This window comes from Streptomyces sp. NPDC042346 (assembly GCF_055581845.1).
The window spans coordinates 322,386-336,237 of sequence record NZ_JBVJEH010000011.1 but is presented as its reverse complement, the minus strand read 5'-3'; the positions used below and the strand labels follow the sequence as shown (position 1 = coordinate 336,237).

The 13,852-nt window shown below is 73.1% G+C and carries 12 protein-coding genes; 4 read left to right on the top strand and 8 right to left on the bottom strand.

All coding sequences use genetic code 11. The annotated features are described in order from the left end of the window. Positions 1-27: 27 nt before the first annotated feature. Positions 28-837, bottom strand: coding sequence for a type 1 glutamine amidotransferase (locus tag ACZ6K0_RS35215; RefSeq protein WP_469230289.1), 810 nt, complete (start codon positions 835-837; stop codon positions 28-30). Positions 838-1,043: 206 nt separating this feature from the next. Between ACZ6K0_RS35215 and ACZ6K0_RS35210 the strand changes: the two genes are divergently transcribed. Then, the gene (locus ACZ6K0_RS35210) at positions 1,044-1,655 is read left to right on the top strand and encodes a GNAT family N-acetyltransferase (protein ID WP_469230291.1); all 612 of its coding nucleotides are present in this window, start codon (positions 1,044-1,046) and stop codon (positions 1,653-1,655) included. Positions 1,656-2,019: 364 nt separating this feature from the next. Here ACZ6K0_RS35210 and ACZ6K0_RS35205 read toward each other — a convergent pair whose 3' ends face one another. Further along, the gene (locus ACZ6K0_RS35205) at positions 2,020-2,673 is read right to left on the bottom strand and encodes a class I SAM-dependent methyltransferase (RefSeq protein WP_469230293.1); all 654 of its coding nucleotides are present in this window, start codon (positions 2,671-2,673) and stop codon (positions 2,020-2,022) included. Positions 2,674-2,870: 197 nt separating this feature from the next. Between ACZ6K0_RS35205 and ACZ6K0_RS35200 the strand changes: the two genes are divergently transcribed. Next, positions 2,871-5,264, top strand: a complete 2,394-nt coding sequence (locus ACZ6K0_RS35200; RefSeq protein WP_469577648.1) for a xanthine dehydrogenase family protein molybdopterin-binding subunit — start codon at positions 2,871-2,873, stop codon at positions 5,262-5,264. A 14-nt stretch (positions 5,265-5,278) separates the two neighbouring features. Beyond that, a complete protein-coding gene (locus ACZ6K0_RS35195; protein ID WP_024757086.1) occupies positions 5,279-5,758 on the top strand; it encodes a (2Fe-2S)-binding protein in 480 nt (159 codons plus the stop codon). Positions 5,759-5,889: 131 nt separating this feature from the next. Here the strand turns inward: ACZ6K0_RS35195 and ACZ6K0_RS35190 are convergent, their stop codons facing one another. Continuing rightward, complete coding sequence (locus ACZ6K0_RS35190) at positions 5,890-6,267, bottom strand: MerR family transcriptional regulator (RefSeq protein ID WP_376404119.1); 378 nt, start codon at positions 6,265-6,267, stop codon at positions 5,890-5,892. A gap of 63 nt (positions 6,268-6,330) precedes the next feature. Here ACZ6K0_RS35190 and ACZ6K0_RS35185 point away from each other — a divergent pair, with 63 nt between their 5' ends. Further along, positions 6,331-7,557 carry an MFS transporter gene (locus ACZ6K0_RS35185; RefSeq protein ID WP_469230296.1) on the top strand — a complete coding sequence of 409 codons (1,227 nt, stop codon included), beginning with the start codon at positions 6,331-6,333 and terminating at the stop codon, positions 7,555-7,557. Positions 7,558-7,630: 73 nt separating this feature from the next. Here the strand turns inward: ACZ6K0_RS35185 and ACZ6K0_RS35180 are convergent, their stop codons facing one another. The 5 genes from ACZ6K0_RS35180 to ACZ6K0_RS35160 form a co-directional block, all read right to left on the bottom strand. Continuing rightward, positions 7,631-8,455: a hypothetical protein gene (locus ACZ6K0_RS35180; RefSeq protein ID WP_469230298.1), complete on the bottom strand. Its 825-nt coding sequence runs from the start codon at positions 8,453-8,455 to the stop codon at positions 7,631-7,633. After that, the gene (locus tag ACZ6K0_RS35175; protein WP_376404113.1) at positions 8,455-9,729 is read right to left on the bottom strand and encodes a VWA domain-containing protein; all 1,275 of its coding nucleotides are present in this window, start codon (positions 9,727-9,729) and stop codon (positions 8,455-8,457) included. Before ACZ6K0_RS35175 ends, ACZ6K0_RS35180 begins: the two co-directional genes overlap by 1 nt. Positions 9,730-9,955: 226 nt before the next feature. Then, on the bottom strand, positions 9,956-11,035 hold the full coding sequence (locus tag ACZ6K0_RS35170; protein WP_376404110.1) for a polyprenyl synthetase family protein: 1,080 nt from the start codon (positions 11,033-11,035) through the stop codon (positions 9,956-9,958). After that, positions 11,032-12,429 (bottom strand): cytochrome P450, encoded by a 1,398-nt coding sequence (locus ACZ6K0_RS35165; RefSeq protein ID WP_469230299.1) that lies wholly within the window; start codon positions 12,427-12,429, stop codon positions 11,032-11,034. Before ACZ6K0_RS35165 ends, ACZ6K0_RS35170 begins: the two co-directional genes overlap by 4 nt. Continuing rightward, positions 12,426-13,850, bottom strand: a complete 1,425-nt coding sequence (locus ACZ6K0_RS35160; protein ID WP_469230303.1) for a cytochrome P450 — start codon at positions 13,848-13,850, stop codon at positions 12,426-12,428. Before ACZ6K0_RS35160 ends, ACZ6K0_RS35165 begins: the two co-directional genes overlap by 4 nt. Positions 13,851-13,852: the final 2 nt, after the last annotated feature.

Sequence of the window (13,852 nt, the reverse complement as noted above, 5' to 3'; positions counted from 1 at the left end):
CATGACTCAGTACTCATGAGTCATGACTCATGGCTCATGACGCATGCGGTGCGTGCGACGGGCATGGGCCTGTACGACCGCGCCCCACGCCTCGGACACCGCGCCCCAGACGGTGCGGAGTTCCGGGTCCGCCTCCCGTACCGACGCCACCACGGCCGCCGGGTCGCCGCCGTCCGCGCGGACCTGCGCGTCGTCGGCCTCCGCCCACCGGGCGACCGTGCCGGACTCCGCCTCCGGATGGAACTGGAGCCCCCAGCCCACGGGCCCCACCCGGAACGCCTGGTACGGGCAGTCGTCACCGGTGAGCAGCGGTACGGCGCCCGCCGGCAGCCGGTCCATCTCGTCCCAGTGCCACTGCGCGGCCCGAGCCCCCTCCGGCACCCCGCCGAGTACGGCATCGCCGTCGGCGGCGGCCAGCCGCCGCAGCGGCACGGCGCCCAGCTCGGGCCCCCGCGTCCGGGTCACGACAGAACCGCCCAGGGCGTCCGCGACGATCTGCCCGCCCAGGCATATCCCGAGGAGCGGCACCTCACCGGCGACCGCCTCCCGGACGAGCGTACGGACCCGGGGCAGCCACGGGGCGGCCCCGTCGTCCCGGCAGTTGACGGACCCGCCGAGGACGAGGAGCCCCGCGTGGCCGCGCAGGTCCTCCGGAAGGGGCTCGCCCTGCCAGGCCCGCACCACGTCGAGGCGGAGACCGGCCCGTACGAGGTGGTCACCGACGAGACCGGGACCGGCGTCCTCCTCGTGCTGCACGACGAGAACGGCCCGGCTCGGGGTCGGGGCCGACGCCGTGCCGTCAGCCGCCTCGCGGGTCTCACTCGTCTCACTCGTCACGGCGGTCGCGCCTCCACACTCCGGCCCGGGATGCCCCGGGATGTTCGATTCCCCCGAGGATCTCCGAAGAAGCCCGCCGGCGGGAGTCCCTTGGGCTGCTGGCCTGTGACAACGAACGGTGAGCGTTGTCACCGTAGATTGATCGTCAGTTCGTTCGTCCATCGAAGTCCGAGCAGGTGGCGGTTGTGGGGGGTGCTGGGGTGGGGGTGCTCACGCTGACGGAGATTGCCGACGATCCGCTGGTGCTGACGCGCCGGCTGGTGCTGGAAGGCGGGTCGGAGGTGGTGTTCCGTCCACTCGTCCGGGCCGACGCGGGGCGTCTGGCCGGCTTTCTCGAGGGACTGTCCCCCGAGTCCAGGCGGTTCAGCACGTACGACGGATACGACCTCGTGGCCGCCGGCGAACTGTGTGACGCGATCGCACGCTACGACAAGCTCAGGCTGGTGCTCGAAGAGGCACCGGCCGGCAGGATCGTCGGCCTCCTCGAATTCAGTCTCGATCTCCACCCCGACGACATCGCGCGCTACCAGGAGGCCGGCATCCGCCTCGCAGTGACCGACTGCCGCTTCGGCCCCACCCTGGCCGACGACTACCAGGGGAAAGGAGTGGGAACGCGCGTCTTCCCGCTCATCGCGGATGTCGCACGGCGTCTGGGCAGGAAGAGGATCATCCTGTGGGGCGGCGTCCTCGCCGACAACCCGCGCGCCATCCGTTACTACGAGAAGAACGGTTTCCGTCCGGTCGGCTCCTTCACCGGGGCGGACGGCGCACGGTCGCTCGACATGCTTCTGGACCTCGATCCGCTGCCGGACGTGTGAAGGCCGCCACGCGGACTTCGGTGGTACAGGCCCCGTCTTCTCCGCGAGCAGGTGAGTAGGTCGCGCCGCCCCGGCTGAGTACGTCGACCGATACGCGGGCCGCCGCCGGCCGCTGGAATAGAGGCATGACCTCCGACGCCCGGCCCACGACCCGGCCCGCCACCCGGCCCACCGCCCGGCCTCTCCAGCACGTCACCGCCACCGGTACGGCCCTCGCGGTGGCCCTCGGTCCTGTGCTGCTGGGCGCGCTGCTCGTCCGGTCGGCGGGTGGCGACCCCATGGCCTCCGTCAACGCCCTCATCGCGGGCGGCGGCCAGCGCGCCCGGGTCTCCCGGGCACAGCTCCGCTCCTGCGGCGGCCGGGTTCAGTCGCGCGGCCTGCGAGCCAGCAGGAAGGCCTGGGGCGTGCTGTCGTCGGGGCCCGGCTCCCGCACCAGGCGGGCCGTCTCGACCAGGCCGGCGCCGGCCAGGAGCTCCGCGACGCGGTCCGGCGACCAGCGGTACACGTCGAGCGCGACCTCGTGACCGTACGCCCGCTCAAGCCGTACCTTCTCGTTCCCCACCTTGAAGGCGACCAGGGCGAACCCGCCCGGCGCGAGGACGCGGTGGAACTCCGCGAAGGAGGCGGCGAGTTCACTCTCCGGCATGTGCACCGTGGAGTACCAGGAGAGCGCCCCGCCGAGTGAGGCGTCGGGCAGGCCGAGCGCGGTCATCGACCCCACCTCGAAGCGCACGCCCGGGTACGTGTCGCGCGCCACCGCGACCATCCCCGGCGACAGGTCCACGCCGAAGACCTCCGCGCCCAGCTCCCGCAGATGCGACGCCACCCGCCCCGTACCGCATCCGAGATCGGCCACCGTGCGCGGTCCGTCGAGGGTGTTCACCTGCTCGACGAAGGCGGCGAGCATCGCCCGGTCCAGCGGCGTCGTCGCCAACTGGCCGCCGAGCAGCCGCTCGTAGTCGACGGCGACGGTGTCGTAGGAACGGCGGGTGGCGGTGAGGTGCGCGGCTTCGGTCATCGCGGCACCCTACCGGCGGCATCCCTCCGAACGGTTCCCGGAGGTCCCCCGCATGAGCGATGATCGTCGCATCGGAAGATACCCGGCGGTAGCAAGACCGGTAGCAAGACCGGTAGCAAGACCGGGAACACGACCGGGAGCACGACCGGGGCCAAGACCGGGACCCAGGCCGGGACCATGACGAAAGGGCACACCGCATGCCGAGGCGGCACCCCGCGCGGGACAAGGACGACATGAGCGGTACCGGGGACGGGGGCGCGCCCTCCGCGCCGCCCGCCGGGAGCGAACCCGGCATCGGCCGGCGGCGGTTCCTCGGGTACGTCCTGGCCGCGCCCACCCTCACCGTCGCCGCCCAGCTCGGCGCCGAGGCCCTCGCGCCCCGGCAGGCCGCCGCCGCGGCCCCGGCGCTCATCCCGTCCCTGCCCGGCCCGGCCGAGCTCCTGGACCTCAACGAGCTGTTGACCCTCGCGGCCCTGCCCACCAGCAACCTCATCACCATCCGCGTCGACGCCGACGGCACGGCCCACTTCGCCCTGCCCCGTGCCGAGGTCGGCCAGGGCGTCACCACCTCCAGCGCCATGATCGTCGCGGAGGAACTCGACCTGCCCCTGGACAAGGTCAAGGTCACCCTCGCCGACGCCCGGCCCGAGCTCCTCTTCAACCAGCTGACCGGCGGCTCCAACACCACCTACTCCACCTACACCCCCATCCGGGTCGCCGCCGCCGTCGCCCGCGGCCGCCTGCTGCACGCCGCCGCCCTCGTCCTCGGCGACGCCGTCGAGACCCTCACGACGAAGGCCGGCGCCGTCGTCTCCCCGGCCGGCACGCTCCTCGGCTACGGCGAACTCGCCGCGAAGGCGGCGGCCCTCGCCGACACGGCGGTGGAGGTGGAGCTCAAGGACCGCGCCGACTTCCGCGTCATCGGCACCGCGCAGCGCAGGCTGGACGCCCTCGACGCCGTCACCGGCCGCAAGAAGTTCGCGATGGACCTCCAGGTCCCGGACGCGCTGCCCACGATGATCTGCCGCCCGCCCACCATCAACGGCACCGTCCGCTCCGTGGCCAACCTCGCCGAGGTCCGCGCCATGCCCGGCATCACCGACGTCGTCACCGTCTCCACCGGCGTCGCCGTCCGCGGCCGCACCTTCGGCCAGTGCGTCGACGCCGTCCGGGCACTCAGCGTCGACTGGGGCCCCGGCACCGCCGAGGGAGCCTCCGACGCCACCGTCCTGGCGAAGCTCCGCCGGGCCGAACTCCCGCTGGTGGTCCCGCCGCTGCCGCTCCTCACCAAGGCGGTCGACGCCCGCTTCACCTTCCACTTCGCCAGCAACGCCGCCCTGGAGACGAACTGCGCCATCGCGGACGTACGGGAGGACTCCGCGGAGATCTGGGCCTCGGTCAAGGCCCCGATCGTCGCCCAGGAGCAGATCGCCCTCAAGCTCGGTCTGCCGCCCACCGCCGTCCGCGTCCACGTCACCGAGGGCGGCGGCTCCTTCGGCCGCAAGCTCTTCCACGACGCCGCCCACGAGGCCGCCGAGGTCTCCCGCGCCCTCGGCAAGCCCGTCAAGCTCATGTGGCACCGCACCGACGACTTCCGCCAGGGCCGTACGCACCCGATGTCCACCTCCCGGGTCCGTGCCACGTACTCGCTCGGCGAGGTCCTCACGTACGAGCAGCGGCACACCTCCGTGGCCACCGACTTCGGGCACGGCATCGGCGAGCTGCTCACCGCCGAGGTGGCCCGGCTGCCCGTCGCCGATCTCGCCTTCTCCGAGACGATGTTCCAGCTCACCCAGGTCAGCCCCTACCACCTCGGCGTCACCACCCAGCTGCTCTCCGAGACCGACAAGGGCTTCAACACCGGGTCCATGCGCGGCATCTACTCGCCCAACGTGCGCTGTGCCCAGGAGCTCGTCATGGACGAGCTGGCCCGCCGCATGGGCAAGGACCCGTACGCGCTGCGACGCGGGCTCATGAAGGACCCGCGGGCCCGCGCCGTCCTCGACAAGGTCGCCCAAGCGGGGGAGTGGGGGCGGACGATGGCGCCCGGCACCGCCCAGGGCATCGCCGTCCACGCCGAGTACCACTCCTTCGTCGCCGTCCTCGCCGAGATCGACTGCCGTCCCGAGACCACCGGGCGGACGGTCCCGAACGCGTACACCGGGCCGCGCGTGACCAAGGTCGTGTGCGCCGTCGACGTCGGGCTCGCCGTCAACCCGCGCGGTCTGGAGGCCCAAATGATGGGCGGCATCGCCGACGGCATCGCCGTCACCCTCACGTCCGGACTCCACCTGCGCGACGGACACTTCCTCGAAGGCAGCTGGGACCAGTACTTCTACACGCGGCAGTGGAACACCCCGCCCGAGCTGGAGATCATCGTGATGCCGTCGAACGGCGAGAAGCCGGGCGGCGCGGGGGAGCTGGCGGTCGCCGGCGCCATGGCCTCCGTCGCCTGCGCCTACGGGCGGGCCACCGGCACGATGCCGACGGTCTTCCCCGTCAATCACGCCGAACCGCTCGCCTTCACCCCCCTGCCGACCGTCCCGCCCGTCCCGGCGTCGCCCACCGACGGCCGCGACCGCACCATCTGAGAGCTGGAGTCCCCGTGCCGCAGCACACCTTCATCCTGAACGGCAAGGCCGTCACCGCCGACGTCGAGGGCGACGTCCGGCTCCTCTGGGTGCTCAGGGACGTCCTCGGCGTCACCGGACCCAAGTACGGCTGCGGGGTCGGCGTCTGCCGGGCCTGTACGAGCCACCTCAACGGCAAGGCGTTCACGCCCTGCGCCGTGCCCGTCGACGACCTCGCCCCGACCGACGAGGTCACCACGATCGAGGGGCTCCCCGACACCGTGGGCAGCGACCTCCATCCGATGCAGGAGGCCTGGCTCGACCTCGACGTCGCCCAGTGTGGCTTCTGCCAGCCGGGCCAGATCATGGCGGCGGTGGCGACGGTCCGCCGGGCGCGGGAGGCCGGGCGGGAGATCACCGAGGCCGACCTCGACACGATCCGCAACATCTGCCGGTGCGGCACCTACCACCGCATCCGGCAGGCCGTCCTCGAAGGGTCCCGGCGCATGGAATGACCAGGAGTGTGCTCGGCCGGGTCAGCCGGGCCATCCGGGTCAGCCGGGTCGTCCGCGGCAACGAGGTACCCGTCCGTCTGCGTCGACCCGGCCCGAACCCCGCGCGCCCGGCCAGATCGACAGGACACCCCCTACGCCGAGCCGGCCGCCAACTTCTCCCGTACGGCGTGCAGATACTCGGCCACCGCGTCCCGGTTCCGGGTCAGGCACCGGATCCGCTCGGACATCCGGTCCCGCTCGCCCTCAAGGGTGGCCAGCATCTCCGGTGTCGCGTCCGGGAAGTGGATGACCCTCGGCTTGTTCAGGCACGGCAGGATCTGCTTGATGATCCGGGTCGGCAGACCGGCGTCGAGGAGCCCCCGGATCTGCACGACCCGGTCCAGATTCGACTCGTCGTAGACGCGGTAGCCGTTCGGCAGCCGATCGGCGACGATGAGGCCCTGCTCCTCGTAGTAGCGCAGCAGCCTGCGCGGTGTGCCGGTGCGCTCCGACAGCTCCCCGATGCGCATGGGACGCCCCCTCCCGGGACTCGCTTGACCCTCACATCAATGTGAGGGTTCGAGCATAGGTCCATGAGCAACCACGCGACAGTGGCGGCCGGTTCCGCCACGACGACCCCCGGCCACCCCAAGCACTCCGACCGACTTCCCCTCCCCGCCCTGCTCGCCCTCGCCACCGCCGTCTTCGTCACCAGCCTCACCGAGACCCTCCCCGCCGGCGTCCTGCCCGGCATGAGCGCCGACCTGGGCGTCGGCGAGGCCGCCGCCGGCCAGTCCGTCACCGTCTACGCCCTCGGCACCGCCCTCACCGCCGTTCCCCTCGCCGCCCGCACCGCCGACTGGCGCCGCAAGCGCCTGCTGCTCGCCTCGGTCGCGGGATTCGCCGCCGCCAACACGGTCACCGCCGTCTCCTCCTCGTACGCCCTCACCATGGGCGCCCGCTTCCTCGCCGGCGTCGCCGCGGGGGTGGCCTGGGCCCTGCTCGCCGGATACGCGCGCCGCCTCGCCCCGCCGCACCTCCAGGGCCGGGCCGTCGCCGTCGCCATGACCGGCATCCCGCTCGCGCTCTCGCTCGGCGTCCCGGCGGGCACCTTCCTCGGCGCCGCCATCGGCTGGCGGGCCGCCTTCACCGCCATGACCGTCATCGCCGCCGGACTCCTCGCCTGGATCGCGCTCGCCGTGCCCGACCTGCCGGGCGAGGGCCGCGGCGGACGCGCCCCCGTCCTTCGGACGCTGAAGGTCCCCGGCGTCCTGCCGGTCCTCGCCGTCACCTTCGCCCTCGTCCTGGCGCACACCGTCCTCTACACCTACGTCGCCGCCTACCTCGGCCACCTCGGCCTGGGCGGCTCCACCGGGCTCGTCCTGCTCGTGTTCGGCGTGGCCTCGCTCGCCGGGATCTGGATCACCGGCCGGTACATCGACCGCAGGCTGCGGGCCCTGACGCTCGCCGGGACCCTCCTCGTCGCCGTCGGGGCCGCAGCCCTCGCCGTACCGGCCGGGAGCACCGCGCTCGTCCTGGTGGCCGCCGGGCTGTGGGGCCTGGGCTGGGGCGGGGCGCCGACACTGCTCCAGACGGCCGTCGCCGACGCGGGCGGGGACGCCGCCGACACCGCCCAGACGATGCTGGTCAGCCTCTGGAACGCGGCCATGGCGGCCGGCGGTCTCGCGGGCGGCCTGCTCCTCGGCGCCCTCGGCGCGGGCGCCCTCCCCTGGAGCGTCCTGCTCCTCCTGGTCCCCGTCGTCGCCGTCGTCGCGGGAGCCCGCGCCCACGGCTTCCCCGCTCACCGGACCTCCTCCTGAGTGCGGCCGGAGTGTGCGAAGGCCCCCACCGCGCCAGGGCGGTGGGGGCCTTCGTACGGACGGAAGGGTCGGCTCAGACGGCCGGCGGGACCCGGGACGGGCGGCCCGAGCCGCGCGTCAGGACGAAACCGCCGACGCCTGCGATCGCCGCGAGGACGCCGCCCGCCACGGTCCAGATCCAGCGGTCCGACCACCAGCCCGAGGACCAGCCGTCCTCCGGGGCCGCGGCCTCCACGGCGGAGGGCCGGCCCGCGTCGGCGTCCGCCTCCGCCTGGTCGGCGGTGGTCGCCCCCGGCACGAGCGGCGCGGCGAGCGAGCCGTCCGTGGCGTAGGCGCCGCCCTTGTCGAGGGTGGTCACCCCGACCCTGGCCGTGAACGGCTGGCCGAGGTCCTCGTCCGACAGGCCGGTGACGGTCAGCCGGACGTAGTAGCTGCCGGGCAGCGGGTCGTTCGCCCAGGCGTCGGCCGAGGCGCGGACCGGCCGCAGCACACAGGCGAGCGCCACCGACGCGGTCTCCTTGCCGGCCGTACGGGACTGGGTCCCGTACATGCACGGCTGACGTCGCCGCAGCCCGTCGTAGACGTCGACCCGCCAGGTGGTGGGGCCGTGCCGCAGCGCCGCGTCGGGCAGCGTGACCGTGGCGTTCACCGTCGGCCGCTGCCCCGTGTCCGCCGGGAACACCCAGTACAGGTAGTCACCCGTGGCGGCCTGCGCGGTGGCCTGCTGCCCCGGGAGGAACCTCGCGGCGGTACGGAACGTGGTCCCGGCCTCCGTCGGCCCGGCGCTCGCGCTCGGGTCCGCGGTCGGGGTGGTGTCGGCCGAGGCGCCCGGCGCCGCGAGACCGAGGAGCGCGGCGCCCGCGAGGGCGGCCGTGGCGAGCATGCGTACCGTACGCATCAGTTGGTCCTCCAGACAGCGACGCGCCAGCGGGACACCCAGCCCCAGAGCAGACCGGCCAGGAACCCGGCGAGCACGAGCACGCCGAGCAGCCACCAGCCCCGGCCGAGACCGAAGGCGGCCACGTCCGAGGCGGCCGACGGGCCGTCGACGACGTCCACCGTCAGCTCGATCGGCATGCCGGGCGTCGTCTTGACCGACGGGGGAGCGGAGAAGGAGTTGCTGACCTGGAGACAGACGGTCTCGGCGGCCGGCTTGGCGTCCCCGGGAGCGTCGTCGAGGTCCGGCTTCGGGTAGCGCAGGCCGGTCGAGATGACGTCCGTACGCCCGTCACCCGCCTCGGAGCCGCGGACGATCTCCCGGCCGTGGAGGGTGACCGCGCGCAGCAGCACCCCGTAGTCGTTGTTGACGGCCCGGTCGGCCGACACGCTGACGGAGGCGCGCAGCTCCTGGCCGGGCAGCAGGTCGACCCGGTACCAGCGGTGCTCGCCGAAGGTCTCGCGGTCGGTGTACAGGCCGGCCTTGAGCTGCGGGGCGTCGACGCACCGCGCCGCACCCTTCGTGCCCACGGGGGTGACGACCGGGTCGGCGGCGCGGTCGACCAGCTGTTTCACGCGGCGCGAGAGTTCGTCGGTGCGGTGGACCGAGGTGTACGTGCCTCCGGTCGCCTCCGCGATGCAGGTGAGCTGCTGCCGGGTCTTGGCGTCCGGCACGAGGCCCAGCGTGTCGATGACGAGGTGGATGCCCTTCGCCGCGATCTCCCGCGCGACCTGGCAGGGGTCGAGGGGGGCGCAGGTGTCCTCGCCGTCCGTGATGAGCACGATCCTGCGGGTGGCGTCGCCGCCCTCCAGGTCCTCGGCCGCGCCGAGCAGCGCCGGACCGATCGGCGTCCAGCCGGTCGGGGCGAGGGTGGCCACGGCCGTCTTCGCCTCGGTCCGGTCGAGCGGGCCGACCGGGTAGAGCTGCCGGGTGTCCTTGCAGCCCCGCTTGCGGTCGGGCCCGGGGTAGTCGGCGCCGAGCGTACGGATGCCGAGCCGGACCTCCTCGGGCACCGCGTCGAGGACCTCGTTGAAGGCCTGTTTGGCCGCGGCCATGCGGGACTTGCCGTCGATGTCCTTGGCCCGCATGGACCCACTGACGTCGAGGACCAGCTCGACCTTGGGGGATTCCTTCGCCACCGGCTCGTCGGCGGCCGCGCTCGTCGGCAGGAGCGCGGCGGTCAGGACGGCGAGCAGCGCGACCGCCCCGGTCGCCAGCCGTTTTCTCGTGATCATCGCCGGATCGTATTGATGATCCTCCGACAATCCAAAACGAGGGTGGCCTGTTCGCCCTCCAGAGCCCTTGACGTCCGGTCAGCGGTGCTCGGGGTTCGGGAACTCGGGCTTGCAGCCGGGGTCCCGCACCGAGCGCATCGGCATGTGAAGACGGCGAGAGAGGCAAGAGCGGGAAGAACGGTGGAGGCGGTGGGGTCTCGGACCCTCACCGCCCCCTGTCCTGCGGTCAGACGCCGCGGTGGCTCAGGACGGCGATGGCGAGATCGGCCAGCAGGCCGACGCCTTCGGGGCCGATTCCGTCGACCGCCTCGTCCAGGATTCCCAGGCAGCGTTCACGCCGGCGGGCGATCGCCCGCCGGGTCGCGGTGAGCGCACCCGAGGCACGGACCCGGTGTGCCGCCTCGCCGGCCGGCCCGGTGCGTGGCCCTTCGCACCGGGCGAGTTCCTCCAGGAGCCGCCGCAGCCCGGGGTCGCGGCGCAGCGCCCAGAGCGTGGGGTAGGTGTAGACGCCGTTGGCGATGTCGTGCCCCACCGGCTTGCCCGTGGAGGCTTGACTCGCCGTCAGGTCAAGCATGTCGTCGAGGAGTTGGAACCCCACGCCGAGATGGTGGCCGAAGCGCCCCAGGGCCCGGGTCGTGGTGGCGTCCAGTCCTGCGGCGAGCGCGCCCGTGCGGCACGCCGCGTCGATCAGGGCACCGGTCTTCCCGCCGATCGCCCTGAAGTACGACTGTTCACCGCGGTCGGCGTCGAAGAGTGTGGAGGCTTCCTCGGCCTGGCCCTCGCACAGCCGCACCAGGGTGTGGCCCAGGAGGGTTCCGGCCTCGGCGCCGAGGCCGGAAGCGGCGGCGTGCGCGTGGCCGATGAGGTAGTCGCCGGTGAGCAGGGCGCGGCTGTTGCCGGCCCGTGCGCTGATGGTCGCGACCCCGTGCCGGGTCACCGCCTCGTCCATGATGTCGTCGTGGACGAGACTTGCCAGATGCAGCAGTTCCACGGCGCGGGCACCGCTGACGGCGCGGCCGCGCGTGCTCGCCGACGGCGGGCCGGCGGCGTGCGCGACGGCCAGGACCAGCAGCGGACGCAGCCGTTTGCCGCCCGAGAAGACGTCGGCCATCGCCGGCGGGATGACCAGCGGCGCGGCGCGGACGACGGTGTCGATGCCCTCCAGGCAGGCCCGCAGGTCCGCGTGCACGGTGGCGGCTCCCAGCCGCCCGGCCAGCACACCGTACGCCGCGGTGGGCCGCATGCCCTCGACGGGCGGGCGCAGGGGGGCGTCCACGAGACGGGCCGGCAGTGTCGTCTGGGTCATGACGCCACCGCCCGGGACCCGACCGACGCGCCGCCGGTGGCCGCGCCGCGGGGGGTACGTGCTTCGACTCTCAGCACAACGTGCTCGGCACCGAGCGAAGCACGGACCAGGGGCCGTGCCGTCGTACCGGGAACGGCCCGCAGGCTGAACCGGGACGCCACGGCGGCGACCGCGAGGCACAGTTCCGTCAGGGCCACCTCGTCGCCGATGCACTTGCGGTTGCCGGCCCCGAAGGGCAGCAGTGCGGCGCGGGCGGCGGGGGAGGGGGAGCGCCAGCGGCCCGGGTCGAAGCGCGAAGGATGCGGGAACACGTCCGGGTCATGGTGGAGTTGGTACGGGCTGAACAGCACCGTGGCACCCTTGGGCACCGGATGGCCCAGAAGGTCGGTGTCCTTGGTGGCGACGCGGCTGAGCAGCCACGCCGGCGGGTAGAGCCGCAGTGCCTCGAGCACGATGTGCCGCGTGTGTTCCAGGCGCGCCAGGTCCGCCGCGCTCAGGGCGCGGGCCGGCCTGCCGCGCAGCACGTCGTCGGCCTCGGCCTGCAGGGCGCGCTCGGCCTCGGGATGCTCCGACAGCAGCTGGAACACCCAGGTCAGCGCGGAGCCCGGCGGCTCGGTCGCCCCGATGAGCAGCGTCATGACCTGGTCGTGGATCTCGGCGTCGCTCAGTGACGAACCGTGCTCGTCGCGGGAGCTCACCAGGATCGACAGGACGTCGCCGTGGTCCTTCCCGGCGTCACGGTAGGAGCGGACGGTGTCGGCGATGACGCGGTGCATCGTGGCCCGGGCCTGGTCGAAGCGGCGGTTGGCGGGCAGCGGCAGGCGGTGCACCCAGTCGGCCGGGACGAGCATGCGCCGGTAGACGCCCCGCATGACCAGCGGCATGCTCGCGACGACCTCGGTGACGGCCCGCTCGCCCAGCTGGGCACCGAACATCGTCCGTGCCGCGACCTCGAGGGCCAGCGTGTGCATCTCCCGGCCCACGTCCAGTGTCCGGCCGTGCTGCCACCGGTTCAGCGCCGTGTCGATCCGCTCGGCCATCAGCCCGGTGTAGCCGGGAAGCCGCGAGGTGCCGAACGCGGGCTGCATCAGCAGGCGCTGCCTGCGGTGCGTGGCGAAGTCCGAACTGACCAGACCGTCACCCACCAGCAGCCGGGCCTTCTCGAACAGCGGGCCGCCCTTGTCGAACGTCCGCGGATCGTGCAGCACGGTGCGCACCGCGTCGATGCCGCACGCCAGATAGGCGCGGTGGCGGCCCAGGCGCAGCGTCACGAGGTCGCCGCGCCCGTTCAGCTCACGCAGGAAGGGCAGCGGGCGCCGCCACAACTGCACGGCATGGCCCACGACCGGCAGCCCGTGCGGGGCCTGGGCCGGTGCCGCAGCGGCCCAGCTCATGAACGCCCGCCCTGGTAGGGGCATTCGCCCGGTCGGGCCGAGGGCGCCGGGGTGTCATGCGCGGCAGCGCGGCGGTGCAGCACCATCGGCATCGGGCCGGGGCCGAGCGTCGCCTCGGGCAGCGAGACCCGCTTGGCGTCCGGGATCATCCGCAGCGACCAGCCCGACAGGATCGTCGCGATGACGATCATCGCCTCGTTCAGCGCGAACTTGTCACCGATGCACTTGCGGTTGCCCATGATGAAGGGCTGCATGGCAGCCTCGGTGATGTCGTCGACGCGCTCCGGCAGCCACCGGTCCGGGTCGAACGTCTCGGGCCGCGCGAACAGGTCCGGGTTGTGGTGCAGCAGATAGGGGCTGAGCAGCACGATGGTGTCCCGGCCGATGCGGTGGCCGCCCAGCTCGGTGTCGCATGTCGTCATCCGGGTCAGCAGCCACACCGGCGGACGGATCCGCAGGGTCTCGTACAGCACCCGGTACAGATACGGCAGGCGGGGCAGGTCCTCGAACTCCGGCGGCCTGCCGGCCAGCACCTCGTCGAGCTCCGCGCACAGCCGCCGTTCGACCTCGGGGTGCTCGGTGATCAGGTGCAGGGCCGAGCAGATCGCGTTCGCCGTCGTCTCCATGCCGCCGGCCAGCAGCGTCATGACCTGCTTGTGGATCTCCGTCTCGGACATGTTCTGCCCGGAGCCCTCGTCGACCGCGCCGATCAGGATCGACATCAGGTCGCCATGGTCGACGCCCGCACTGCGGTACTGCTCGATCGTCTCGTCGACGACCTGCTCCATCCGCTCGTGCGCGAGCTGGAACTCACGGTTCTCCCGGGTGGGCAGCTTCTCCAGCAGCGAGGTCGGCGCGACCATCCGCTTGTAGACGCCGCGGTTGATGATCGGCATGCACTCCTGCACCTCGGCCGCGGCGCGCCCGCTCATCGGGTTGGTGAACATGGTGCGCGAGGCGATGCGGAGCGTCACCGTGTGCATCTCGTCGCGTACGTCGCGTTCCTGGCCGTCGGCCCAGCCGTCGAGCAGCGCCGCGATCTCTTGCCGCATCACCGCCACGTACCCGGGCATCCGCGACTTGTGGAAGCCCGGCTGCATCATCCGCCGCTGCCTGCGGTGCGGCTCCCAGGTCGCCGCGAACAGCCCGCTGCCGACGAGTTGCTCGGCCTTCTCGAACAGCGGCCCGCCCTTGTCGAAGGTTCGCGGCTCCAGCAGCACACGCTTGATCAACTCGGGGTGGCAGACCATGACGGCCTGGCGGCGCCCCAGCCGGACCTCCACCAGATCCCCGTGCCGGGGCAACCCGGTCAGGAACTCCAGCGGTCGGCGGGCAAGCGGCACGGCGTGGCCGAGCAGGGGCAGGGCCCCGGGCGCGAGCGCGTAGGACATCGTGCGGGGCGGTGGCGGGACGGTGGTCACGG